Origin of the sequence: Lactiplantibacillus sp. DA1 (assembly GCF_032681335.1) — a bacterium.
Lineage (GTDB): Bacteria > Bacillota > Bacilli > Lactobacillales > Lactobacillaceae > Lactiplantibacillus.
The window spans coordinates 71184-95483 of the sequence record NZ_JAWHTQ010000003.1 but is presented as its reverse complement, the minus strand read 5'-3'; the positions used below and the strand labels follow the sequence as shown (position 1 = coordinate 95483).

The window sequence follows — 24300 nt, the reverse complement described above, 5'->3', positions numbered from 1 at the left end:
CTCAAATCGACGTCGGCTGCGTTCCAGCAATTGGCACCCAGCCCCGGAGGTCGGCATAGAACGCACACGTGCTGACGAACAACAAACCACCTAATCAGCACGCTTTAATCATGATTCATGACAAACTAACTAGTACAATGCGTCGTTGAACCATATAAATATAAACAAAATCACGTGTGAGTGTCCCCCAATCTGGTATGATTAATGCATATCAGATTGGGGGATTTTTTTATGACGCCGGAAACCGAACAATTATTACGACGTTGGTACATGGGGCAGCTCATCGTGTTATTTGGTGCGGCCTTTATCCAACTATTCACGTTTGATGGTGGCGTGTTCTTCCCAGTTGGTGGCATGCAGTTGCTGATATGGGGACTGTTAGCATGGTGGCCAGCTGCCGAGGAAGATCAAGCGCAGTGGTGGCGGTTGCGGCATGTTAATTATTATGTCCAAACAGTGCTGCAATTCACACTCTTACCGATTTTACTGGCGAATTTAGTGGCTTGGTTAAGCCAGCTGTCATGGTTAGACGAGCAGGGACTGATTGCTGTGGGGATGGCTTATTTAATAGTCGCATTCGTGCCGATAGCGGCGGTGGTCACTAAGCCGATCGAATCTGTGTTTGGCCGGATTGCGGTCCTGATTACGGCTATTTTTAGTGGTGTCGTCAGTGCGCAGCAGACTTTTCTGATTTTACCGAATCTGAAAGTACCATCAGTGTTCGAGATGGTCAGTGATACTGGTATCTTAGGCGCTCTGGGCTTTGTGATTGCCGTTGGGGTCTTACTGCGGGGATGGGGATTGACTGGCCCATCGTGGCGGTTTAATCGTCAGGCCCAAACTAGTTTAGTGGTTGGGCTGATCGTGGTGGGAACAGCTTTTAGTCTATGGAATGCCTTTAGTGCGGGTGGTTCATGGGCGACGACGTTCACACATTGGGACTTCCATCTACGGTCAGCGACTTGGAAAATGTTTTTGAGTGGGTTAGAACCGGGAATCGCTGAAGAATGGTTGTACCGTTTTGCCGTTTTGACTTTGTTATTACAAGCTTTTCGGCAGCGACGTCATCAGCTGGACTGGGCAGTGTGGCTAAGCGGTGGCCTATTTGGATTGTGGCATATTACAAATGTTTTTGCGGGCCAACCTTTGTCAGCTACGGTTGAGCAAATCATTTTTGCAGCGACGCTAGGCTGGTTTTTAGCCTCGACGTACCTGTACTCAGGTAGTATCTTGCTGCCGATGGTGATCCATGCTGCCATTGATATTTTGAGCATGATGGCATCAGGTAGCCAGACAATGGTTAAGCCGGATGCGTTCGAATGGCAGACAATCGGCGCTACCGTTATTATTTTTGTTGGCATAACGATTTATTTCTTGACCGGTTCCCGGCGACAAGTTATTCAAGCACATGTTAATCAGCGGCTTTTAGCTCAATAAAGACCCGACTGTTAAGGCCATAGTGGGCGACTTTGTTCGTTAAAGATAAATCGGGTGTCCGTAATCAGGTACGATCAAGTAATACCAGGCTAACTTTTAGCTGGTTTAGACCAGTTGTAACATTTTTGTAATCTTCGTGTTATCTAAACGCAATGCTGGCTCGCTATACTAAAGGCAAAGTTATGAAGCAATACATATACTTTGTCAGCGGATTTAGGTTGGGAGCCAGATCGATTTACTTTGTCAGGACATTATTAATAAGCAATTATTGATAGTGATAAGTAGCTCAGTTAGCTGAATCATAACGTTTGACAAGCATTTATACCTCTCGGGATGGGCTGGGTCCATGACGAGGCACATACACAATGGCAAACTTAGGGTTTGCAAGTCGATCAGAGAAAGGGACGGTTGGTTACCGTCCCTTTTATTGTGGTTAAAATTTGTGGGAATTGTATTTAGGAGGACGAAATGAGAACGCTGCATAAAACGTTAACACGGTTATTACAGGCAGACTTGATTCCGATTGCGCATGTTTCATTTAATGAGATGTATACCGGCTATAGTCGCCGTTACGACACCGTAGTTTTTGTTAAAGTTTTCGATCCGGATCGTGAACGTAAATTTAGAACTGAGCAGCAAGTGACAGCGCAACTCACACACCGGGTCTTAGCCAGTTTTCAATTAGCAAGTCACGAGTGGGTGTTGGTGTTGCGAGATTGGCAACTAACTCCTGTACCGACAACTTTGACTCCGGCGCTCGTTTACCAAATGGGTCAGGCAGTCTCCCAGTTTCACCATGCAATTCAACTTCCAACAACCCCAGATACGATGCCGGTTCTGGATTTCGATGGGATGGTGGCGCGGGTCGAACGGTTAAAGACTAGTCTCCATTATGGTGAGCTAGTGTCCGCATTACAATACTTTTTCGATCACCGGATGATGATTAGAACCGCATTAGCACAGCAACCGGTCGTGACACTGCATGGAGACATGGGCACTCGTAATTTTCGCTACCATCATGGTCGGCTAGTCCTGATTGATTTTGAACGGGCTCGCCGTGGGTATGCCCTTGAGGACTGTTTGAAATTCTTTTTTGAGGCTCTTCAGCAATCTTCAACGTTGATTCAAGCTTTTTGGGCTGGTTATGGGACAGACTTACAAATACCACCATTAGTGACACAGTGGTTATTGTTTCAATGTAGTACTGGCATATTTACGTACGTTAATCAGATTACTGACCCCCGATTTGAAGCGGTAGGAACTGCGATGCTGGCACAGGTGACTTTGCCAAATCATTGAGAGTGGAACGAAATAATTTACATTTGCCAGTAGATTATTATAATTAACGAATCAATAATAATTTGGAGATGGCAATTTGACTCAGTTTGAAACGGAACGGTTGATATTACGACCAATGACAACGGCGGATCATGATGCGTTAGCGGACATGATTTTTGATCCGCAGGTTGTCGCTTATTTACGTTATCGACGGGTTCAGAGTCCGGCCGCGTTCGAGCAACTGTTTACGACTCACTTTTTGGCAGACACGACCACTGTTTTTGGCATTGAACGCCGACGTGATCATCAACTGATTGGATTCTATGAGTTTCATGGTAGTGGTGCGACCGGTGAATTGACGTACGCTTTAAGCCCAGTTACGTGGGGACACGGCTACGTTGCGGAAGCCGGCAATTGCTTGATGCACTATGGGTTCGAAACGCTGAACTATGAGACCATCGAGGCCCACTATGCGAGTGCCAACCCTAATTCTGGCCGAGTGATGGCTAAGATGGGCATGCAAGCGGCTGGAGAATTGCATACGTTTACCAGTGATAAAGGTGAAGTGATTCACGTCATGCGGTACTTACTGACCAAAGCAACCTGGCGCCAACTCAGTGCTTGACCTGAAATGCGTTTCAGCAACTATACTAAAATTGTTGCGACAGCTTGCAACACACGCTTAGGACTTATGACCACCATTCTTTCAGCCAGAATGGTGGTTTTTAGGCTGGCGTTGTCCCTAGGCGAGCTAAAGTCAAGGACGGCTAGCTTCGGTCCGCTGGAAAAGGGGCCGGTTAATGTAAGTTTATGTGTCCACGAATGTGATTGTTGTTAGGGCGGGTTTTCGATATAGTAGACCTATGAATTGAGAGGGTGTGATCAAATGACGGCAACAATTACAATTCGACCGCTTCAGCGCGCAGAATTAACGACGTTATGGCAACTAGGTTTCAGTAATCCAGATGCGGAGTGGACGCGCTGGAATGGGCCGTATTTTCATGACCAACTACCGACCCAAACGGACTTTGAGACGATTATTGGCCCCCGTGATTGGTTAATTCAACCGCGTAACTGGGTCATCACACGGGATGGTGTGATTGTCGGCAGTGTTAATTGGCACTTTGTGGATGGGCCACTAAAGCGTTGGTTAGAGGTGGGCATTATTATTTATGATCAGGCACATTGGGGTGAACATATTGGTCGGATTGCGTTGACTAAATGGTTGACTCACTTATTCCAAGAAGAGACCACCTTACCGCACATTGGGTTAACAACTTGGTCGGGGAATACACGAATGATGCACTTAGCAGAAGCGGTGGGTTTAAAGCAGGAGGCCCGGATTCCACAAGTCCGCTACTGGCAAGGCCAGTACTATGATTCGGTTAAGTATGGCATTCTAAGGTCTGACTGGCACCCACAAAAAGATTAAAAGAAAACGTTTGTTCCCCTCACGAAAGTACGGTATGATAGAACTGTACTTAAAAAAGACGGGGTGGAAGAGAATCATGGTGAAATTAATGCGACGCGTTGGCATAGCGGGTCTCTTAAGCTTGAGCTTATTATTGGGTGGTTGTAGCTTGTTAACATCTGGCACGAATACGACGAGTTCAACGACTAGTCAGCAGTCTGAATCCAGTAATCAAACGACTAGCACGATGGGTAATACGCAGCAGACGTATCAGCAACTGGCTAAGATGACTTATCAATCGGGTAGTGCGGCGGCCATCAAAGTCAATAGTGGTAAGAGTACGTTGGCCGCAAGTCAGTGGAAAAATTCGAAGATCGATTATGGTAATTTAGATTCATTGAATCGCACAACCACGGACACGGCTTATTTGAGTAAGGCTAATTTGGGACGGTCTGAAGGACGAACGGCGCAAACCTGGAGTCCAACCGGGTGGCATAACCAACCAATTACGGTCAACGGTAAACGGGTCTATCCACAAAATCGTGGGCACTTGATTGCTTACACGTTATCCTTTAACCTGACGTCTGACGGTAAATATCGGGCCGGTGAAGATGGTAGCTTGGATAACCCGAAGAACCTGGCAACGCAGACGGCCTACTCGAATCAGAAGACGATGCAGATTTATGAAGAGCAAGTACGTACGGCGTTAGAGCAAGGTAAGAAAGTTATTTATCGGGTGACGACGGTCTTTCGGGGCAATGAGTTAATGCCTCGGGGTTACTGGTCACAAGCAATTTCAACTGACGGTAGCGTCAATTTTAATGTCTACATTTGGAATGTTGAACCCGGCGTTAGCTTTGACTATGCGACTGGTCGCGGCAAAGCGGATTCAGCGATGCAGGTCGCCGGGGCTGATAAAGTCAACAGTAGTCAGAATACGAGTGCGAGTCGCTATTCTCAATCGACGACGACTAGTAAGCAAGTTGAACGTGAGTTGGTTAAGTATGGTTACAAATATGTGAAGAAAGCGTTGAATTAAGCGTCAGGACAGTAATAAGGCTTCGTAAGATAGCCATCACTTTTGGGGATTGCCAGTGAGCAATACAACAGTTTAGACTAAATGTCCCGTTTTACGACAAAATTTTTAAACTAGGACTAGCAAAGTTAGTCTGAGCGATTATACTGTAGTTATTCGAGTTACTTAACCGCCGTTAATTTGCTGATGTTTCTGTCATTATTAACAAGTAACGCGATGTCTTAGATCATGGGGCCTTCCCAAACACCTGTGATTTTCCATACAACGGCTCCGGCTCCCAACCGGACGTTGCTATCAATCGTTTTGATTGTTAGTACTAATTACCCTTGGAAACGTCTGACTGCGTGGTCAGACGTTTTTTTGACTAAAAACGCGACATATTTAATGATTTGTCGCGTTTGTCGACATAGCCGTTTTAGTTGTTGCAAACGAAAACAAAAAGCCTTATCATTGATACATTCGAACATTAGAATATAAGAATATAGGAGGCTGCCAGCATGGTCAGTAGTGAGGAAGCACTGCAAGAATTTCGGGAAACCATTCCGATTTTTGAAGTTTTAGCCGATGAACGGCGTCAACAAATCATGATTGAACTTTCGCAACATGCGCAAGGGATGACCGTTGGAGAATTAACTGAGCGGATGCATATTTCGCAGCCGGCCGTTTCACATCAATTAAAGACATTAAAGGAACGGCACTTTGTTGCGGTTGAACATCAAGGGACCCGGAACTATTATCGGGTAACGTTTGATGCACCGCTAACGCAAGTCGAGCATTTGATTCATACACTCAAAGCTGATTTGGAATTGAAACCGTACTTGCACTGAACTGCATGAAAACCAGCAATCGTTGCACGGGGATGCAGCGGTGTTTTTATGGCAACTGCATTCTTCTATTCGAATATAAGAATAAAAAACGGGGTGATGGGTATTTCAATTCGTACGGAGCTGGATTTACAGCGGGCGATGTACCAATTGTTGGAGCAACGTTCAATCTCACAAATTACGGTTGAGCAGATTTGTAAACAAGCATTTATACATCGCAGTAGTTTTTACCGGTACTATACCGATAAGTTTGATTTGCTCAGGCAGATGGTGATGCACACGTTAGACGAATTACTAGCAGCTGAACGTACGGATACGGTTGGTTCGGCAATCATGTCGACATTTATTGGGACGCATACGCAGGTGTTGCGGCATTTATTGGTTACTAATAATGAGGGTGATAATACACGTTCACAGCAAGTAATCAACGACTGTTTTGTGACGGTTGCGCAAACGGGTGCGGACGATCGGGTCTTTGCCATGATTCGGCAGTCACAGCACCCGGACTTAACAGCTTACTTAGTCAGTGGTGTTGTGACGAGTATTGTGCAGTGGCTCAACAATGGTCATCGTGATGGTCAAGCGGCTAGTACGCAAGCAATGATTCAGGGGACGCTCGCGACGGTGTTTTCACTCGAGCAGCACACAGTTTAATTATTTGAAGGAAGGTTTCAGGTTGTGAAAATGATACGCGACGAATGGCGGTCAATTCGTCATAGCAAAATATTATGGATTTCAGTTTCAGTCATGATTTTGATCCCGTTTTTATACAGCATCTTCTTCTTGAAGTCGGTGTGGGATCCATACGGGGATACGCAAAACTTACCAGTGGCTGTCGTTAATGAAGATAAGTCAGTGAACTATCAAGGCGAAAAGTTTGCAGTTGGTAAGCAAGTTGTGACGAATTTAAAGAAAAATAACGATTTAGATTGGCACTTTGTGTCGGCTAAAAAAGCCAAGCAGGGATTGAAAGACCGGAAATATTACACGGTCGTCACAATTCCTAGCAATTTCTCAAAAAATGCCACAACGATGACGGATACCAATCCGAAAAAGATGAACTTGCATTATGAGACCAACGAATCGTTGAATTATATTGCTAAGGTCATTACCGATACTGGTGTTTCGCAAGTCAATAAGAGTATTCGGGCGCAAGTCACTAAGGCTTACGCATTAGCAATCTTCAAGCAGATTCGGACTGCCGGTAAGGGTTATCAAAAAGCCGCCGATGGGGCCACTAAGCTTAAAGATGGTGGCGTTGAACTGCAGGATGGCTTGACGACCTATACGACGGGCGTTCATACGTTGAAGAACGGGACGACTGAGTTGAATACGAAAGTGCAGCAATTACCTGCTGGGATTGCTAAGCTTGCCGATGGTGGTAGTGCGTTGAAGACCGGTCTGGATACGTTGAATAGTAAGACCGGGGCGTTAGCTAGCGGTGTCAGTCAGTTATCAGATGGTTCCGGGCAAGTTACTAGTGGGCTTGGAACGTTGAATGGCAAGACTGGTGCATTGGCTAGTGGTGTCAGTCAATTGGCAACTGGATCAGCAAAAGTAAGTAATGGTCTGACGACATTGAATGGTAAGACTGGTACGTTATCAACTGGCGTTGTTAAGCTAGCAGACGGCTCTAAGGCCTTGCAAGTAGGAATTGTAAAATATACTGGCGGTGTTTACACTGTCTCGCAAGGGTTAAGCAAATTGAATAGTCAAACCGGAGAATTGTCAAAGGCTGTGCCGCTGCTGAAAGACGGGTCCTCAACATTGAAGACTGGTGTTTCAGATTATACTGGTGCTGTTAATAAGATTGACGGCAAACTAAAGACCGCTTCTAATGGTGCTGGTATGCTTAGTCAAGGTGCAAATAAATTAAAAGAATCAACAAGTGGTTTAGAAGCACAATCAACTCAGTTGCTATCTGGAGCAACAGATGTCAATAATGCGTTAAAAGGAATTCATAGCGGTAGCAGTACAGTAACGACTGGACTCTCAGATTTGTATAGCGTGGCGACATCTGATAGTGAAAAAAAACAGATTGCAACGTTACAGTCTGGAATGACTGCGATGGCGTCAACATTGGAAGATGTTGATACACTTATTGCAAATTTAAAGGGCAATGCTAACGCAGCAAATATTTCTGCTTTAAATAGTGCGATTAATAACGATGTAGCTACTTTGACGGCATCCACGGATACTAGCAATGTAAGTGCTGAAATTAATACTAAAATTGAAAGTATTAAAGATGCACAACATTTAACGGATGCTCAAGTTAAAGCGCTTGAAGACACACTGTCCAGTGTTGGTAAAGGCAACTCGGATAGTACTGCTAAACAACAAGCAGCTACGGACTTGAATGCCAAGATGAAGCAAGTTCAGACAACACTGGGAACAGTTTCTAAAGCAACGACAGTCGATGCTAGTTTGGCACAAAGCTTTGAAAAGTTGCAAAGTGGTGTGAATACGTATATTGATTCTGTTAATCAATTAGCGGCCCAAATTCAAAAGCTTCAAGCTGGTTCTGCAAAATTAACCGATAGTCTTGAGCAGGTTCAGTCCGGAACGAGTCAACTGACTACTGGGCTAACTCAATTGGATGAGGCGGTACCAGGGCTAACCTCTGGGATTTCAAACTTATCAAGTAAGACCACAGACTTGTCTTCTGGTCTAGGACAGATTTCAGAAGGAACGACTGCGCTCAATAGTAAGTCTGCTGATCTCAATAGTGGTGCAGGCAAAATCCAAGGTGGACTAACCGCGTTAAATGGTCAGGTCCCAACTTTAGTGGGTGCTATTGCTCAGCTAAATAATGGAACCACGGAACTAAATAAAAGCTCTAGTACATTGAACAGCGGGGCAAATCAAGTGGCCGCTGGCAATCAAGCATTGAACGTGCAGGTGCCAACGCTAGTTTCTGCAATTAGCATGTTAACCGGTGGCTCAGGTCAGGTTACAAATGGGTTAGTTCAGCTCAACGGTCAGGTACCAGTTCTGGCTAGTGGTGTTCAACAACTCTTTGCCGGTTCAAGTAAGGTCACAAATGGTTTAGTAACGTTAAACGGTCAAGTACCAGTCCTAGTAAGTGGTGTCCAACAACTTGACACCGGTGCCGGTCAACTAAACAGTGGTTTACAAACCTTACAAGGTAGTACTGGTCAATTAACGAGTGGTGTCAGTCAATTAAATGACGGGGCCACCCAGCTTGACAACAACTCTGCCAAACTCCTATCTGGGACAAAGCAGATCAAGAACGGTAACAAGACACTTGCAACTTCCTTACAAGAAGGTGCGGATCAAGTTAACGCGACACCATTAAAGAACGCGAATGCGAAAATGATGGCGGCGCCAACTAAGACGTCTTATAAGGACTACACGCACGTGCCAAACTATGGTCATGCGTTAGCACCTTACGTCTTGTCACTGGCCTTGTATGTTGGGGCAATCGTCTTCAACTTCGCTTATCCAATTCGACGGATTGCGGATGACGACGGCACGCCAACACAATGGTTCTGGAGTAAAGTTGCCGTTGGTGGTCCTGTAGCACTTGCGATGGCGGTCATCGAAGCGACAGTGTTATTAGTTGCTGGTTTGAAACCAATCAGTGTACCTGAATACTACTTGACGGCAATCATGATTGCCTTAGCGTCAATGTTCCTAGTCATGTTCTTATCGATGCTATTCGATAACCCAGGACGGTTCGTCGCAATGGTTATCTTGATGCTACAACTTGGTGGTTCTGGTGGGACCTTCCCAATGGAAATTACCAACAAGTTCTTCAACGTTATTCACCCGTACTTGCCATTAACGTACTCGATTCAAGCGTTCCGGCAAGCCTTAACTGGTGGTTGGGGTAGTGGTATCTTCTGGTCATCAATCGTTGTCTTAGCAGGAATTACGATTGTGTCGCTGGGCTTACTGTGGGCTTCCATGGTCTTCCTCAAGCAACACGATATGCAAGTTCCAGCCGAGGCTGAAATTCAGATGAAAGCTGGTAAGTAATTACTGGTAATCATATTATCGCGCTTCCAAGACGAAAAACCGCGTCTTGGGGGCGCGTTTTTTTTCTCGAAAAGGGTTAAATTTTAATTTTACTGATACCATAATTCGAAGACATTACTTTTTTCTACGAGTGAGCGCAACTAATGAATAACTAGGCACATCTAATCGCGTACCAGGCTAATTGTGCGGCGATAAACCCGACTCCGATGCCATCGATTAGTAATTTAGCCGCTGCCTTCCAGGCCTTTCTTTGGATTAATCCTTGAATGCCTCCGCGTAACAATGCTTGGAAAGTTTGATAGCCAATCATGTCCAATAATTGATTTTTCATACAGGACCAAAAACTTCTAGTTTGAATACTATTTAGCTTGCCTTGGTTGAATTGCAAATTTCGCTTGTATTCATATTTCATTATCTCGTTGATATGCTGCAATTGGTTCTGGTTATTGGAACCGTATTTTGATATTAAAGCGTTCACATCTAAGTTGGTTGCTAATCCAGTCTGGGGATCATACCGAATGCTATTTGATACATCTGCTAATTCTTGAGCGATACAATCTATGGCTTGTTGTGACGATGATGTCGTATTGGCAGAAATTTTCAAAGTTATGGTAGTAGATATTAGGATACTGCTCAATAAAATAATGACCAAAGATACTGTAAATTTGTGAATGTTAGCTTGACTGGTGTAATTCATTGGATTTCCTCCTTATTCCAGCAGTGTACATTTTTGAATTGCGTATGTATAATAAGACAAAACGAAACCGGTTTCAACAGATGGGAGTAGGATATGATGGCTGTTTTTAAATCAAGTTTCAAACAAAGCATGATTGTTTTTGGAATATCAGTTATTTATTTTTTTGTTTTACATGGTGGATATGATCTTCTCACACAATACAAATATTGGTTTACAGAATACTGTGCTAATGTTTTGGGTATTTCCATTATTTATTTTGTAATGTCACTAGTTTTCAATTATGCCATCATAATATGGAAACTCTATTTTAGAAAGCATTGAGATAGTAATCTGCTTAATAGTGTGTTTATTGACGCTAGAGTACGCGAAAAGGCCCAGGTTAAAGAAAACCTGAGCCTTTTCGATGTAGATTTAAAGCATTTAAATAATTAATTTCCAAAAATGCAGCAATCAATCCACTTGCAAGACTAACGATGCTACCAGTCAATCCTAGTTTTGTCTTATTTCAAGTCGTTTAACATGCAGAACACTAACCAAAATGGCGATTGCCAACACGAATAATAGCAAGAAATCCAACTTGCTCCCCATAATCGTTCCAGTTACGGTGGAATGATGAATTTCATAGCCGGCAATTACAGCGGACATAATACTGGTCCCGATTGAACCGGCGTACTGTTGCATCATACTGAACATCGAGTTTTGATCGGATTTTTGAGGCAGAGGGACGCGGGTGCTACCATCCGAAATCGCGGTCCCAAAACCAGTATTAAAGCCGACGCGTAGTAGCGCGTAGATGACGGCCATGATGATGACGGTGAAGTAATCGGTTGTCAGCCAGAATAATAGTAAGGCGGCGCTCGCCATGATGGCACTAAATGTTAATAAGGTTGTTGGGCCTTGTTTATCGTAAATTCGACCGGCGATTGGCCCAGTGATTGCGCCGACGATTGCGCCGGGCAACATCATGAGCCCCGCCGTCATGGCCGAAGCCCCAAGGACGGTTTGGGCGAAAAGTGGCAGGACGAACGACAACCCAATATTAATGAATTGTAAACCAAAGTAATTAAATAGCCGAAGTCGCAAGATTGGCAATTTGAGAATTGAATAATCGATCAGTTGGCGCCGGCCCTTGATGGCGTACGTCACCATCGCACCAATCAGCACGAGGCTCCACAGACACCACAGACCGAAGTTCAGCGATAGCCAGCCGTGAGTTCCCGCGTTGTTAAACGTGAACAACAGACTAGTGAAGGTGATGGCTAAAAGGATTGCGCCCAGATAGTCGAACTTTTTATTACCAACACCTAAGGCCTTCCCTGAAATGTTGAATGCCCCTAAAATTGCCAGTAATGCCAGCAAAGGAACGATACCAACGAAAATTGCCCGCCATGACCAGACGCTAGTTAAAATCCCGCCATAAGTTGGTCCGAGAGCCGGGGCTAGGGACACGATGACACTAGCTAAACCGGTATAAGTTCCTAGTTGATTGCGAGGGACGTTTGTAAAAATTAGTTGGAACATCAATGGAATCGAAATCCCCGTGGCCACGGCTTGTAGAAGGCGCCCCGTCAATAATACGGGGAAGTTCGGCGCTAACCAACAAAGAATGCCTCCAAGCAGACACACGAGGGCGGCAAATAAGAATAAGGGCTTGGGGTTAAACCGCTTTAGCACATAGGCCGTGGTACTCATGACAACGGTTGTCAGTAATAGGTAGCCGGTCGTCAGCCACTGGACGGTATCTAGTGAAACCCCCATTGTTTTAATCAGTGTGGGAAAGGTCACATTCATCGACGTTTCCACGAGAATCCCGACAAATGAGAGTAAACCAACGGATAAGATTGCCAGTTTGGTTTTTAAAGTGACGGTACTTGGTTGGGACACAATCAACACTCCTTATAAAAATAATTGGCGTATTTTGGACAGCTCACCAAGCCCAATAGTCGCTGGTAAAAATCAGTGATCTGAATTTTTACGATTGAAAGGGACGATCTTAATGACCGCCCCACTAACGTCCCCAGTTTAAGCTTATTTTCAATCTGGTGCAATCACTTTGCATTCGGGATGGAACTTATCATTAAGGGGTTTGCGCGAGGTATGGTATTATAAAAAGTTGTCTAATTAAATTTTAATTAAATTATTGGAGGTGCGCTGTGAGTATATTTTTGAAATTAGGCTGGTATTTTCGGCGTGAATGGAAGTTGTACCTCGCGGGGGTGCTTGGACTAGTTTTGACTGCCATTATCGGCATTGTGCCGCCCCGGATTATTGGGGACGTCGTTGATGGGATTAATCAGCACAGCTTGACGGCGCACACGCTGACGGTCTATTTAGTTATTATTGGTGTGGCCGCCGTTGGTCAGTACCTGGCGCGTTATTTATGGCGGAATGCCATCTGGGGAGGTGCAGCCGGCCTTGAACGAACGCTGCGGGAACGACTCTTTTGGCATTTTATGAAGATGGATGCGACGTTTTATCAGCAATACCGTACCGGGGACTTGATGGCTCATGCGACCAATGATCTCACGGCGGTTGAACGGGTCGCTGGTGGTGGCATTCTCCAATTTGCGGATTCCATTATTACTGGTGGGACAACGTTGATTGCGATGATGACACTAATCGACTGGCGACTGACGCTGATTGCGGTGGTGCCTTTCCCATTATTAGCGGTCGTGTCACGGTATTTGGGTAAAAAAATTCACGTCGCGTTTCGTGCCTCCCAAGCCGCCTTTTCGCGACTGAATAATAAGGCGCAGGAGAGTATCAGTGGCATCAAAGTGATCAAAGCGCTAGGTCAGGAAAAGGCTGACGTTGCTGATTTTAATCAACAGATTGATCAGACGATTAAGATCAATCGGCATGTCAACGTACTCGACTCGCTATTTGATCCCGCGATTACCATGATTATTGCGTTATCTTACGGCGCCACAATTATTTTGGGCGGGTTGTACGTGACCCACGGTGTCATCACAATCGGTAACTTGGTCTCGTTCGTCACTTATTTGGGAATGATGGTCTGGCCGATGTTTGCGGTCGGGATGTTATTCAACACGATGGAACGGGGAAACGCCTCGTATGATCGGGTCATGGAATTATTGAATCAGCAAAGTGCCATTATTGATGCCAAACGGGGCATTGAACAGCGCCCGCATGGTGATGTTCAGTATCAAATCAAACAGTTCAATTATCCCAACGATGCAGGAACCAGTCTGAGTAACGTGGACTTTACTTTGAAGGCGGGACAGACGCTCGGAATTGTCGGGCGGGTTGGTGCTGGTAAATCAACGATTATGAAACTGATTTTGCGTGAATTTGATCAGTACGAGGGCCACATTACTTATGGTGGTCATGATATTAAGCAGTATGCGCTTGATAGTTACTTACCAGCCCTTGGTTATGTGCCCCAAGATAGTTTTCTGTTCTCAAATACGATTCGCGAAAATATTCGTTTTGCCGATCCGACTGTGGGTCAAGCCGTTGTGGAAGCGGTTGCCGCCAAGAGTGATTTGAGTGGCCAGATTGCCAGCATGCCCGCTGGTTACGATACCCAGGTTGGTGAGGAAGGTATCTCGCTATCTGGAGGGCAACGCCAACGACTAGCCATTGCGCGGGCCTTACTCATCAATCCTGAATTGCTCATCTTAGATGATGCCTTATCCGCGGTTGATGCCGAAACTGAGGCGGAAATTTTAGCTAATCTAAAGGCCGAGCGAGCAGACAAAACGACGATTATCGCGGCCCACCGGTTAAGTTCTGTGATGAACGCTGATGAAATCATTGTGTTGGACGCCGGTCACGTTGTTGAACGAGGGACCCACGCGCAATTAATGACGCAACACGGGTGGTATCAGAAGATGTTCAAACGGCAACAACTCGAAACTAAAGTGGAAGGGGCGGTGCAATAATGGCAGCACGTCAATCGGTATGGGCACGTTCCATGCCTGTTAAGGAACAACTGACGGTTATTCGACGCCTATTACCATATGCGAAACCATTCAAATGGTTCTTCATTGCAGCCATTGTCTTTTCCGGTCTGATCAGCGTGGTTAATATCTATCTACCGCGTGTATTACAGACCTTTATTGATCATTATCTCAAAACAGGACACGCCACGGTACCGGTCATGTGGTACTTTGCGGGCCTGTATTTCTTCGGCATGGTTGTGCGCGCGTTGATGCAGTTCGTTCAGAACTTCAGCAGTACGATGGGGGCGGAATACATGCTTGAAAATGTCCGCCGACAAATGTTCGCCAAGTTGCATCGGATGGGCATGCGCTACTTTGATCAGGTCCCTGGTGGCTCAATTTTGTCACGCCTGACTAACGATACGATGTCGTTTTCCAATTTTTGGGCGTTGTTCAATACGCTGTTTACCGCCTTTTTTGCGGTGATTTCGTCGTTTGTCGCGATGTATCTTACTGATGCACAGATTGCCTTGTGGCTATTGATTTTCATGCCTTTTTTGGCTGTAACGATTTGGTATTATCAACGGTATAGCTCACGGGTTTACCGGCGAATGCGGGAACGGCTCAGTGAGTTGAATACCAAGTTGAGTGAAGCAATTACTGGAATTAGTGTTATTCAGCAATTTCGACAAGAACACCGCATCAATGGTGAATTTGATCATACCAATGATGCCTACTTCAAGACCCGCCAAGCGATGATCCGGACGAACTCATTATTATTAAGTCCACTGATCGACTTGTTTTATGCGCTAGGGACGGTCATGGTTCTGGGAATCTTCGGGGTTCGTGGACTCAATGGTTATGTGGCTGCCGGGGTCGTTTACGCGTTCATCACGTACCTGAATAACTTCTATAATCCGATGACGTCGATGATGGATAATCTATCTGACTTTCAAGATGGGGTCGTCGCCGGGTCACGGGTGTTACGGGTCATGGATGACCCAACGATTGCGCCGACCCAACACGCCGATCCTACGGCTAAGATTACGCGCGGTAAGATTGAATTTCGGCACGTCACCTTTGCCTATGACGGCCAGCATCCGGTCTTAAAAGACGTTTCATTCGTGGCTGAACCGGGCCAAACGGTGGCACTAGTTGGTCAGACGGGGAGTGGAAAAACGTCGACGATTAATGTTTTGATGCGATTTTATGAGTTTCAGTCAGGAGAAGTCTTAATTGATGATCGCGACATTCGTGAGTATCCGGCTGAGGAATTGCGACAGAAGATGGGGTTGGTCTTGCAAGAACCGTTTATGTTTTATGGTGATATTAATTCCAATATTCGGATGTTTAATGACCAGATTTCAGACGAGCAAGTGCAAGCAGCGGCACGGTTTGTAAAGGCTGATGACTTCATCAATGATTTGCCTGAAAATTACCAGTCACGTGTCATTGAGCGCGGGGCTAGTTATTCCTCAGGTCAACGGCAATTGATTTCATTCGCCCGGACGATTGTAACTGATCCTAAGATTTTAATCTTGGACGAAGCCACGGCGAACGTCGATACTGAGACGGAAGAGATGATTCAGACTGGCTTGGATCGGATTCAGGAGAACCGGACAACGATTGCCATCGCGCACCGGCTGTCGACGATTCAAAATGCTGATTTAATCTTGGTCTTAAATCAGGGGCAAATCGTTGAACGCGGGTCCAACGACGAGCTATTGCAACAGCATGGTTACTACTATGATATGATTCAGTTGCAAAATTCCGCTCACGTCGATTAAAGTGTGGTATGCTCGATTTAAATTAATTGAGGTGATGCCGAATGCGTCGAAAATTATCGTTAATGGTCGTGATGACTGTTATTAGTACGCTGGTTAAAGTGGGCTGGCAATTAATCTTAGCGCGCCATCAAGCGCCTAAAAAGTTAAAAATTAAGGTAAAACTGAAATAAGCATTGTCGTAGTGTTGTCATTGACAATACTACGACTGTTTAATCAGTTAATGATAACCGACTGTTCTGGAAAAGGTCTAACTTCCAGTGCGGTCGGTTTTGTATTTGTAAATTGAATTTGAGCGGGTGGGCGAGCCAAATCGTGATGGCGCCTACAAAATCGTTTCATCGATGTCTTACTCAAAGTTAATCGCTACTAAAGTTGATTGCTACACTCCAGCAGGTCCTGGCATGGTCATGACCTGTAGTGTTTGTCCGTGTTTGGACCAGCCCCTAAAATACGGCCGCCACAGTTGTCTGTTGTCAGGCGGGTTGAAAATAATGCGCGGTAACTAATTACTGGTATTGATTCCTAAAATGACTGAATAGGAGTTATCTATACGAAATGATTATAATTAATTATTTGAACTAGGTATTGTACTCTTTCAACGAATCGCGGTTTAATAAGGGTTGTAATGAGGTAATGAAGGGAGTTGTGATGTAATGCAATATCGGCAATTAGGAACATCCGATTTGAAGGTCTCGTCAGTCGCACTTGGCTGTATGGGGTTTGGTGCGGGTACTGGGACGGATGTTAATCAGCGCTCATGGGCGGTCGGCCAAACACAGGCGGATCAAGTTCTTCAGCGCGCAATGGCACTAGGGATTTACTTTTTTGATACGGCGCCAGTCTATCAAGCGGGTGCGAGTGAACGCGTCTTAGGACAAGGTTTAAAGCAATTTCAGCGTGATCAAGTGGTGTTGGCGACTAAGTTCACGAATCGGACAACTCAAGAAATCGAAGATCATGTTAGTGGCCGCGAACACGTCTTGCGGTCACTCGATCAGAGTCTACAGAATCTACAGACGGACTATGTTGATTTATACATTTACCATATCTGGGACTGGTTAACGCCGATGGCAGATATCATGGCGGGCCTAAACGAAGCCGTTCAGGCCGGAAAAGCTCGCTATATTGGGATTTCTAACGCTTATGCTTGGCAAATTGCACAGATTAACGCGCTTGCTGCACGCAACGACTATCCGCAGTTTGTCTCGATTCAGAGTCATTATAATTTGATTTATCGAGAAGACGAACGGGAATTGTTCAGTTTTGCCCATGAGAACGGTTTGGCAACGACACCGTATAGTCCGTTGGCCAGTGGTCGCTTGGCACATCCCTTTGGCACCCAGACGACTCGGCGTAAGCAGGATACGTTTGCTGATACGAAATATCAAGCAACTAGCGAGCTGGATAAACCGATTATTGACCGCGTTGAAGAATTGGCGCATCAACACCATGTCTCAATGGCGGCCATTAATCTCGCTTGGTTGCAGCAACGAGTGACGGCGCCAATTGTTGGTGCGACTAAGCAACATCATTTGGATGCCGTAGCCGAGGCGGTTGATTTACAGTTAACCGCACCAGAAATCCAATACCTAGAAGAACTCTATCAACCTCATGATCTAGAAGGGGTGATGGCGCTCAACCGCTCGCGGACTAATAATTGGAACCAGTATGCCGGGCAGTAGGTGGACAAGTTAGTTGACTTAGAGTGCAGTTAAGGGAATACACTAGGAATATCGTGGGTAAACAAACCTATGTTTCATAATAAAGGAGTTATTGAAGTTAAATTGAAAACAATCACACAACAGTATTTAACGGGCGAACGGGCCCTCTTTAAGGCTCATGACCTTGAAATTAATAACACAACGTTTGCGGATGGTGAATCACCACTGAAGGAAAGTCGCAATGTCACGTTGAAACAGCCAATCTTTAAGTGGAAATATCCCTTGTGGTACAGTCAACACGTGACTGTGGATCAAGGTTTGTTTGAGACAATGTCTCGCTCTGGCATCTGGTACACCAAGGATATTACGATTACGAATAGTACGCTACAGGCACCTAAGCTATTTCGGCGGGCCAGCCAAGTTAAGTTAGCGCACGTTCACTTTTCAGATGCGGAAGAAACGTTATGGAACTGCCAAGATATTACGTTGAATGATGTTCAAGCAGCTGGTGATTATTTTGGAATGAATAGCCAGAATATTCGCATTGATGGTTTCAACCTCGTTGGTAATTACGCCTTTGATGGTGCTAAGAACGTTGAAATTCATCATGCAACGTTGATGACTAAGGATGCGCTGTGGAATTGTGAAAATGTTACCGTTTATGATTCACAAATCATTGGTGAATACCTGGGCTGGAATTCGAAGAATATTCGGTTCGTCAACTGTACGATTGAGAGTGATCAGGGCCTGTGTTACATGGATAATGTCAAGTTGGAAAACTGTACGTTACTCAATACGGACTTAGCTTTTGAATATTGTCGTAACATTGACGCTGACGTGGTTTCAACGATTGATAGCGTTAAAAATCCGCTTAGTGGTCGGATTCATGCGCAAGCCATTGGTGAAATCATCATGGATGATCCTGAAGTAGATCCTCATCAGACCCTGATTAGTGTTGACCATGAAAGCCGTGCGCCTCATGCCGTTTGATTTTGAGACCGTGCTTAATCGGCGGCACACGAATGCCGTTAAGTGGGACGTCGCGGATAATGAGTTGCCGATGTGGGTCGCTGACATGGACTTTGAAACGGCACCAGTTATCAAGCAAGCGTTGATAAAACGCGCCCAGTTTGGCGTCTTCGGTTACGAAGAAGTCCCCACGGCTTACTATGAAGCCGTGGCAGACTGGTGGGCAACGGAACACAACTTCCGTCCGCAAATTGAGTGGTTGATGTTCTGCACCGGCGTCGTTCCGGCGATTTCATCAATTGTTCGTAAAATGACAGCGGCTGGCGATAACGTGTTAGTTCAGGCTCCGGTTTATAATATCTTCTATCATTCAATTGAAAACAATGGCCGGCATACCTTGAGTAGTGACTTAGTGGCACGTGGCGCGTCGTACGCGATTGATTGGGACGATTTGACGACGAAACTAGCCGATCCGTTGACCACGATGATGATTTTGTGCAATCCGCAGAATCCAATCGGCATCGTCTGGTCACGTGCGACGTTGCAACGCCTTGGCGAGCTGTGCTTGAAATACCATGTGCTAGTCGTTGCCGATGAGATTCATTGTGACTTGACCCTTAACGGTCACACGTACACGCCATTCTCATCATTGACTGCGCCAGTAGCACATAACAGTATCAGCTGTGTCTCGCCAAGTAAGACTTTCAACGTGGCGGCCTTACACGCGGCAACGTTGATTATCCCCGATGCACACGTCCGCGCATTAGTGAGCCGGGGTATCAACAATGATGAATTGGCTGAACCCAATTCGTTTGCGATTCCAGCCAGCATTGCGGCCTATACTGAAGGCCATGACTGGGTAGCCGCGTTGCGAACCAAACTAGCCGCCAATCAACGTCAAGTTCAGACTTACTTGACTGCTGAATTGCCGCAAGTTAAGCTGGTGGAAGCCCAAGCGACGTATCTATTATGGTTGGACGTGAGTCAAGTGACAACCGACAGTGCGGCTTTGGCTGCTTTTATTCGCCAACGAACCGGGTTGTTTTTATCAGCGGGCGATGTTTACCGTGGTGATGGCAACCGCTTCTTGCGACTGAATGTGGCTTGTCCAACGATTACCCTGACGGATGGATTGGCACGATTAAAAGCTGGTATTACGGCTTACCAACAAGTTCAAGCATAGTTGACGCGTATGGGGTGCAATTCCATAATGATTTCGCTATCATTAAGATAAGCTGGTTTGGTCTAGATGACCGCTGACAGTCCGTGATAACGGACCAGATAAGTCGGTTAATTCAAACCATTATTAAAAGATGAGGTGGAGGATAGTTATGGAAATTGGAATTATTGGTGCCGGTACGGTCGGCACAGTATTAGCCAAGACCTTTGCGCGCGGTGATCATCAAATCAAATTAAGTCGGCACAGTGGTGCGGCTAGTTTAGCAACACGGCGCGCCGAGTTTGCTGGCAATGTGGCTTTTGTAGAAGTTGCTGAAGCCTTACAACAACCGTTAGTCATTCTTGCGGTGCCGTTTGAACAGGCGCCGGCAGTATTAGCGCAGGTCGCCGATTATAAGCAACGGATCGTGGTGGACGTGACGAACCAGTTTACGGCTGACTTTAAGAAAATTAAGACGGCCCCGTTGACTGGAAGTGAAGTCATTGCTCGTGCAGCTAACAATGCCCGGGTCATTAAAGCCTTCAATACGATTCCACCGGAGTTTATGGATGGGCACGTTGATGGGCCTGGAAAGCGGGTCTTGTTCTATGCGGGCGATGACGTTGCTGCCAAGAAAGAATTCGCTGCGCTCGTCCGGCCGTTGAATTTCCGCCCCGTTAACTTGGGCAAGCTTCGGCATGGCGGCAGTGTCATGCAAGTTGGCGGTGGACTAGGTAACACACACTTTGTTCAGATTGAAGAATAGTGGATTGTAAAAAGGGGTTCACTTTTGAACCAAAATAGCTAGTGCTGACCTTGTAAGAAAAGGTGTGGCTAGTGTCACTTTGATTGGGGCGTGCGGCGGGCATCAATTGACAGGTGTTCCTGCCAATCGTCGCCGCGTGGTTAAATTTGAATCGTGTTAGGGTCATGCAGCCTAATTCTTACTGTGTCGTAACTGTAAGAATGGGGCTGCATGGCTTTTTTAATTGAGGTTAATTATTGTTTTTGCGTTTAAGCTGTTAATAACAGTTTTTGCAGTTGCTTAAAGTTATCCACAGTGTAAGTTGGGGCAATGGTTGTGTCGTTATGCACATGCTGTGGATTGTACCAGATACTAGGTAACTGGACGGCGGCCGCCCCCGCAATGTCTGAACGTAAGCTGTCACCAATCATGACGGTATTCATGGCATTCATGTCTGGGTATTGGTCATGAATAGCGCTGAAAAAGTATGGGTTCGGCTTGGCATAACCGATACTTTCAGAGATGAAGATATGGTCAAAATAGGGCGTCATATGGGCACCTGCTAAGCGACTGAGCTGGGTGTGTTTGATACCGTTAGTGCCGACGAGTAAGGTCAGGCCAGCATTGGTCAGTGTGCGCAAAAGTTCGTGGGCGCCGGGAATTACTTGGTAACTGTGCGCTAATAATTGGTCGTATTCTTGTTGAACCGTAGGACCGTCAACGGTGATGCCCAGTGTGCCTAGAAAGACTTGAAATCGTTGGTCTAATAGGCTGTCACGATCGGCCCCTTGTTCGATTTGCTGCCAAACAGTTTCGTTATAGTCCTGATACTTATTTTCTGCACGGCGAATATCAGTGACGCCATGATGCTGAAAGACGGTCGCGAGGTTGGCAGCTTCAGCGCGGTCAAAGTCAAGGATGGTATTATCGAGATCAAAAATTGCGTATTGCATGGAACCACTACTTTCAATAGGTTTATTTAAACCATCATACAGCAATTTTGAACGGTGTGGTATGCTTAAAGTATCATACTTAAAAGGAAGTTAAACATGGAAATCGATAATGACCCAGCGTATCAACAGATGATCAATGGTGAATTGTACTTGGAATCACCAATCTTACAGCAACGTCGGCGAGACGTGCGGACGAAGTTAATGCAATATAATCAGATTGCTGATAATGATGACCGGAATACTAAGATGAAAAGTCTCCTACGTTCAGCCGGTGACCGGTTCTTCGTTGAACCGACCTTTGAATTTAGTTATGGCGTCAACATTCGTATCGGTAATCATTTTTATGCGAACCATGGGGTCACGTTATGTGATGAAGGGCTGATTACGATCGGTAATGATTGCAAATTCGGTCCTAAAGTTGGCTTGTACACGCCTGCTCATCCACTAGACCCAACTGTGCGGCGGACTGAAGCGGAACGGACTGCGCCGATTACGATTGGTAATGATGTTTGGATTGGTGGTAGTGCCGTGATCTTACCCGGAGTGACGTTGGGCAACAACGTGATTGTTGGTGCTGGTGCTGTCGTAACACATTCATTTCCAGATAACGTCATCGTAGTCGGTAATCCGGCGCGTGTCTTGAAACAAAATGCACCGCAGTCATAATTGACAATTACGCCTAAATTGATGAAAATAAGGGTGTAGTCAGATTATCAGAGAATGGGGAGTGGAGCCATATGTCAGAGATGAGTCCTAAGGAATTTAAGCATATCTTAGTTGGTGTTGATGATTCGGATGACGCGCAGTTAGCGTTTCGGTACGCCATTAACCGGGCCAAGAGTGACGGTGCTAAGTTAACCATCGTTTCAATTTTGGAACAGGATAATATGAACGTGTATGAAGCGATGAGCAAAGATTTTGTTCATGGCCAACGCAAGGATCTGGAAGAACACGTCCAACAGTATCAGAAGTTGGCCCGTGACTTCGGGGTGACGGAAGTGAACGCGGTTGTCGATGAAGGTGACCCTGGTGAAACCATCGTTAAGACGGTGATTCCAGCGTTGAAGCCCGACCTACTAGTCATTGGTTCAGTTGCAAAAAAAGGGGTACGTAAGTATTTTGGATCGCAAGCCGCATATATGGCAAAACACGCACCGATTTCAGTACTAGTGATTCGGTAGTGATAAGAGAAGAAATTTTGATTGATAAGGCCCTCCGATTACGGGGGCCTTTTTTGTTTGCCAGCTGTATGTTTTAAAATGATAGTTGTTTCATCCTTGATGACGATTCTACTCAAGTTAACATTAAACAAGTCTTAGAGTCCGTTTGTCCGGCCAAGTTTTTATGCTAAAATAGTTGAATAATCTAAAAAAACTAACGGAGAATTAACCATGAAATCAATCACCTTACACTTAGTCGTTGCTGGAGCAACGTACTTTAATCAACTTGACCGGTTCCAGGGTTGGAGCGGCACGCCGTTGACGGCGACTGGCGAACAAGCGACGGCCAAGGTTGCGCAGCAGTTGGCGTCGACAACGTTTGATACCGCCTTCGCTAGTGATACGAGTCGGGCGATTCAGACTGCGCGCATTATCTTAGATTCACGAGCACAACCCGTTAAGTTGCGAACGGTAGTCGCGTTACGTGCGCCATTCTATGGTGGCTTTGAAGGAACTGAACGTGCGGCGGTTTGGTCAGGCTTTGCGACTAAGTTGGGTTATCAGAGCGTAGCCGCTTTTGCCGCGGATCAGACCCCCAGTGAGCTACAGACATTGTTGCATGATCACGATGCGGATGGACTGGCGGAAAGTGGTCAGGAGTTCTGGGATCGCTACCAGAAGGGGTTACAACAGGTTATGGCGGCAACGCCTGATCATGGTCAGGTCTTGTTGATTGTGGACGGCGCAACGTTGCGAATGATGCATTACGTCGCAACTGGTCGTGCGGCAACGAGACAGGCATTGGCACCAAGTGTGGTGACAACGATGGTTTACACTGGGGATAAGTTGACTGTACCGGTCACGGAATAAGTTATCCACTGTGGACAACTAGCGGCTTGCGGTTTGTGCAAAAGTGCGCTACTGTGAAAATTGAGTTTAAAATTTAAACGAGGGGTTTTTAAAATGCAAGTTAATGTTATTACGAGTATGGTAGCGGGCCAAGAGACGGTTGCAACTGCGGATGTGCAAGCTTTCATGGCTGCCATGGAAAAACAATTGGGCGCAGATTTCAACTTCACGTTAGATACGGATTACGGTCATAGCTTGACGGATCATAGTGCGGACGTTTACCTAGTTTATTTTGGCTCCCAAGCGAACTTATCCCCAGAACAACGGTCTCAAATGATTATCTTCTATTCTGATGAAGATGTCGCCAACTTAACAATCGGACGTTTTGTGGATATGTTACAACAGTTGAACAAACAGTAGTCACTGAGTT

The 24300-nt window shown here is 45.7% G+C and carries 22 protein-coding genes; 19 read left to right on the top strand and 3 right to left on the bottom strand.

The genetic code is table 11. The features are described from left to right. The first annotated feature begins 231 nt into the window (after positions 1-231). The 8 genes from RXV91_RS05520 (at position 232) to RXV91_RS05485 (ending at position 9985) form a co-directional block, all read left to right on the top strand. Positions 232-1437, top strand: a complete 1206-nt coding sequence (locus tag RXV91_RS05520) for a CPBP family intramembrane glutamic endopeptidase (RefSeq protein ID WP_316439035.1) — start codon at positions 232-234, stop codon at positions 1435-1437. A 468-nt stretch (positions 1438-1905) separates the two neighbouring features. Then, entirely contained in the window at positions 1906-2736 is an 831-nt protein-coding gene (locus tag RXV91_RS05515; RefSeq protein ID WP_316439034.1) for a phosphotransferase, read from the top strand. Positions 2737-2812: 76 nt separating this feature from the next. Continuing rightward, a complete protein-coding gene (locus tag RXV91_RS05510; protein ID WP_316439033.1) occupies positions 2813-3340 on the top strand; it encodes a GNAT family N-acetyltransferase in 528 nt (175 codons plus the stop codon). A 261-nt stretch (positions 3341-3601) separates the two neighbouring features. Beyond that, the gene (locus tag RXV91_RS05505; RefSeq protein ID WP_316439032.1) at positions 3602-4147 is read left to right on the top strand and encodes a GNAT family protein; all 546 of its coding nucleotides are present in this window, start codon (positions 3602-3604) and stop codon (positions 4145-4147) included. Positions 4148-4223: 76 nt separating this feature from the next. Next, positions 4224-5165, top strand: coding sequence for a DNA/RNA non-specific endonuclease (locus tag RXV91_RS05500; protein ID WP_316439031.1), 942 nt, complete (start codon positions 4224-4226; stop codon positions 5163-5165). Between the two features lie 494 nt (positions 5166-5659). Next, on the top strand, positions 5660-5989 hold the full coding sequence (locus RXV91_RS05495; RefSeq protein WP_003642181.1) for a helix-turn-helix transcriptional regulator: 330 nt from the start codon (positions 5660-5662) through the stop codon (positions 5987-5989). Between the two features lie 48 nt (positions 5990-6037). Next, positions 6038-6640, top strand: a complete 603-nt coding sequence (locus tag RXV91_RS05490; protein WP_316439030.1) for a TetR/AcrR family transcriptional regulator — start codon at positions 6038-6040, stop codon at positions 6638-6640. 24 nt (positions 6641-6664) lie between these two features. After that, a complete protein-coding gene (locus tag RXV91_RS05485) occupies positions 6665-9985 on the top strand; it encodes a YhgE/Pip family protein (protein WP_316439029.1) in 3321 nt (1106 codons plus the stop codon). Positions 9986-10136: 151 nt separating this feature from the next. Here the strand turns inward: RXV91_RS05485 and RXV91_RS05480 are convergent, their stop codons facing one another. Both RXV91_RS05480 and RXV91_RS05475 read right to left on the bottom strand, forming a co-directional pair. Beyond that, on the bottom strand, positions 10137-10682 hold the full coding sequence (locus RXV91_RS05480) for a hypothetical protein (RefSeq protein ID WP_316439028.1): 546 nt from the start codon (positions 10680-10682) through the stop codon (positions 10137-10139). A gap of 489 nt (positions 10683-11171) precedes the next feature. Beyond that, positions 11172-12566 carry an MFS transporter gene (locus RXV91_RS05475; RefSeq protein ID WP_316439027.1) on the bottom strand — a complete coding sequence of 465 codons (1395 nt, stop codon included), beginning with the start codon at positions 12564-12566 and terminating at the stop codon, positions 11172-11174. Between the two features lie 269 nt (positions 12567-12835). Between RXV91_RS05475 and RXV91_RS05470 the strand changes: the two genes are divergently transcribed. From RXV91_RS05470 to RXV91_RS05440, 7 genes are all read left to right on the top strand, one after another. Continuing rightward, a complete protein-coding gene (locus RXV91_RS05470) occupies positions 12836-14587 on the top strand; it encodes an ABC transporter transmembrane domain-containing protein (RefSeq protein WP_316439026.1) in 1752 nt (583 codons plus the stop codon). Further along, the gene (locus RXV91_RS05465) at positions 14587-16374 is read left to right on the top strand and encodes an ABC transporter ATP-binding protein (RefSeq protein WP_022638329.1); all 1788 of its coding nucleotides are present in this window, start codon (positions 14587-14589) and stop codon (positions 16372-16374) included. Before RXV91_RS05470 ends, RXV91_RS05465 begins: the two co-directional genes overlap by 1 nt. Positions 16375-16415: 41 nt before the next feature. After that, complete coding sequence (locus tag RXV91_RS05460) at positions 16416-16544, top strand: hypothetical protein (RefSeq protein ID WP_003642173.1); 129 nt, start codon at positions 16416-16418, stop codon at positions 16542-16544. A 483-nt stretch (positions 16545-17027) separates the two neighbouring features. Next, positions 17028-18056 carry an aldo/keto reductase gene (locus tag RXV91_RS05455; RefSeq protein WP_316439025.1) on the top strand — a complete coding sequence of 343 codons (1029 nt, stop codon included), beginning with the start codon at positions 17028-17030 and terminating at the stop codon, positions 18054-18056. A 102-nt stretch (positions 18057-18158) separates the two neighbouring features. Continuing rightward, positions 18159-19025 (top strand): DUF3737 family protein, encoded by an 867-nt coding sequence (locus tag RXV91_RS05450; RefSeq protein ID WP_316439024.1) that lies wholly within the window; start codon positions 18159-18161, stop codon positions 19023-19025. Continuing rightward, positions 19015-20187 (top strand): MalY/PatB family protein, encoded by a 1173-nt coding sequence (locus RXV91_RS05445; protein ID WP_316439023.1) that lies wholly within the window; start codon positions 19015-19017, stop codon positions 20185-20187. Before RXV91_RS05450 ends, RXV91_RS05445 begins: the two co-directional genes overlap by 11 nt. A 148-nt stretch (positions 20188-20335) precedes the next feature. Further along, the gene (locus tag RXV91_RS05440; RefSeq protein WP_316439022.1) at positions 20336-20929 is read left to right on the top strand and encodes an NAD(P)-binding domain-containing protein; all 594 of its coding nucleotides are present in this window, start codon (positions 20336-20338) and stop codon (positions 20927-20929) included. Positions 20930-21177: 248 nt separating this feature from the next. Here RXV91_RS05440 and RXV91_RS05435 read toward each other — a convergent pair whose 3' ends face one another. Further along, positions 21178-21861: a YjjG family noncanonical pyrimidine nucleotidase gene (locus RXV91_RS05435; RefSeq protein ID WP_316439021.1), complete on the bottom strand. Its 684-nt coding sequence runs from the start codon at positions 21859-21861 to the stop codon at positions 21178-21180. Positions 21862-21957: 96 nt separating this feature from the next. Between RXV91_RS05435 and RXV91_RS05430 the strand changes: the two genes are divergently transcribed. The 4 genes from RXV91_RS05430 to RXV91_RS05415 all read left to right on the top strand — a co-directional run bounded on the left by RXV91_RS05430 (position 21958) and on the right by RXV91_RS05415 (position 24290). Beyond that, positions 21958-22527, top strand: a complete 570-nt coding sequence (locus RXV91_RS05430) for a sugar O-acetyltransferase (protein ID WP_003644841.1) — start codon at positions 21958-21960, stop codon at positions 22525-22527. 71 nt (positions 22528-22598) lie between these two features. Then, positions 22599-23042 carry a universal stress protein gene (locus RXV91_RS05425; RefSeq protein WP_316439020.1) on the top strand — a complete coding sequence of 148 codons (444 nt, stop codon included), beginning with the start codon at positions 22599-22601 and terminating at the stop codon, positions 23040-23042. Between the two features lie 210 nt (positions 23043-23252). Continuing rightward, the gene (locus tag RXV91_RS05420; RefSeq protein WP_316439019.1) at positions 23253-23891 is read left to right on the top strand and encodes a phosphoglycerate mutase family protein; all 639 of its coding nucleotides are present in this window, start codon (positions 23253-23255) and stop codon (positions 23889-23891) included. A gap of 93 nt (positions 23892-23984) precedes the next feature. Then, complete coding sequence (locus RXV91_RS05415; protein WP_316439018.1) at positions 23985-24290, top strand: hypothetical protein; 306 nt, start codon at positions 23985-23987, stop codon at positions 24288-24290. Positions 24291-24300 lie beyond the last annotated feature (10 nt).

Coding starts and splice junctions, on each gene's coding strand:
- RXV91_RS05445 (WP_316439023.1), top strand. CDS start 19,015: ATGCCGTTTGATTTTGAGACCGTGCTTAATCGGCGGCACACGAATGCC.
- RXV91_RS05515 (WP_316439034.1), top strand. CDS start 1,906: ATGAGAACGCTGCATAAAACGTTAACACGGTTATTACAGGCAGACTTG.
- RXV91_RS05520 (WP_316439035.1), top strand. CDS start 232: ATGACGCCGGAAACCGAACAATTATTACGACGTTGGTACATGGGGCAG.
- RXV91_RS05495 (WP_003642181.1), top strand. CDS start 5,660: ATGGTCAGTAGTGAGGAAGCACTGCAAGAATTTCGGGAAACCATTCCG.
- RXV91_RS05420 (WP_316439019.1), top strand. CDS start 23,253: ATGAAATCAATCACCTTACACTTAGTCGTTGCTGGAGCAACGTACTTT.
- RXV91_RS05460 (WP_003642173.1), top strand. CDS start 16,416: ATGCGTCGAAAATTATCGTTAATGGTCGTGATGACTGTTATTAGTACG.
- RXV91_RS05440 (WP_316439022.1), top strand. CDS start 20,336: ATGGAAATTGGAATTATTGGTGCCGGTACGGTCGGCACAGTATTAGCC.
- RXV91_RS05490 (WP_316439030.1), top strand. CDS start 6,038: ATGGCAACTGCATTCTTCTATTCGAATATAAGAATAAAAAACGGGGTG.
- RXV91_RS05430 (WP_003644841.1), top strand. CDS start 21,958: ATGGAAATCGATAATGACCCAGCGTATCAACAGATGATCAATGGTGAA.
- RXV91_RS05455 (WP_316439025.1), top strand. CDS start 17,028: ATGCAATATCGGCAATTAGGAACATCCGATTTGAAGGTCTCGTCAGTC.
- RXV91_RS05425 (WP_316439020.1), top strand. CDS start 22,599: ATGTCAGAGATGAGTCCTAAGGAATTTAAGCATATCTTAGTTGGTGTT.
- RXV91_RS05415 (WP_316439018.1), top strand. CDS start 23,985: ATGCAAGTTAATGTTATTACGAGTATGGTAGCGGGCCAAGAGACGGTT.
- RXV91_RS05505 (WP_316439032.1), top strand. CDS start 3,602: ATGACGGCAACAATTACAATTCGACCGCTTCAGCGCGCAGAATTAACG.
- RXV91_RS05480 (WP_316439028.1), bottom strand. CDS start 10,682: ATGAATTACACCAGTCAAGCTAACATTCACAAATTTACAGTATCTTTG.
- RXV91_RS05500 (WP_316439031.1), top strand. CDS start 4,224: ATGGTGAAATTAATGCGACGCGTTGGCATAGCGGGTCTCTTAAGCTTG.
- RXV91_RS05465 (WP_022638329.1), top strand. CDS start 14,587: ATGGCAGCACGTCAATCGGTATGGGCACGTTCCATGCCTGTTAAGGAA.
- RXV91_RS05435 (WP_316439021.1), bottom strand. CDS start 21,861: ATGCAATACGCAATTTTTGATCTCGATAATACCATCCTTGACTTTGAC.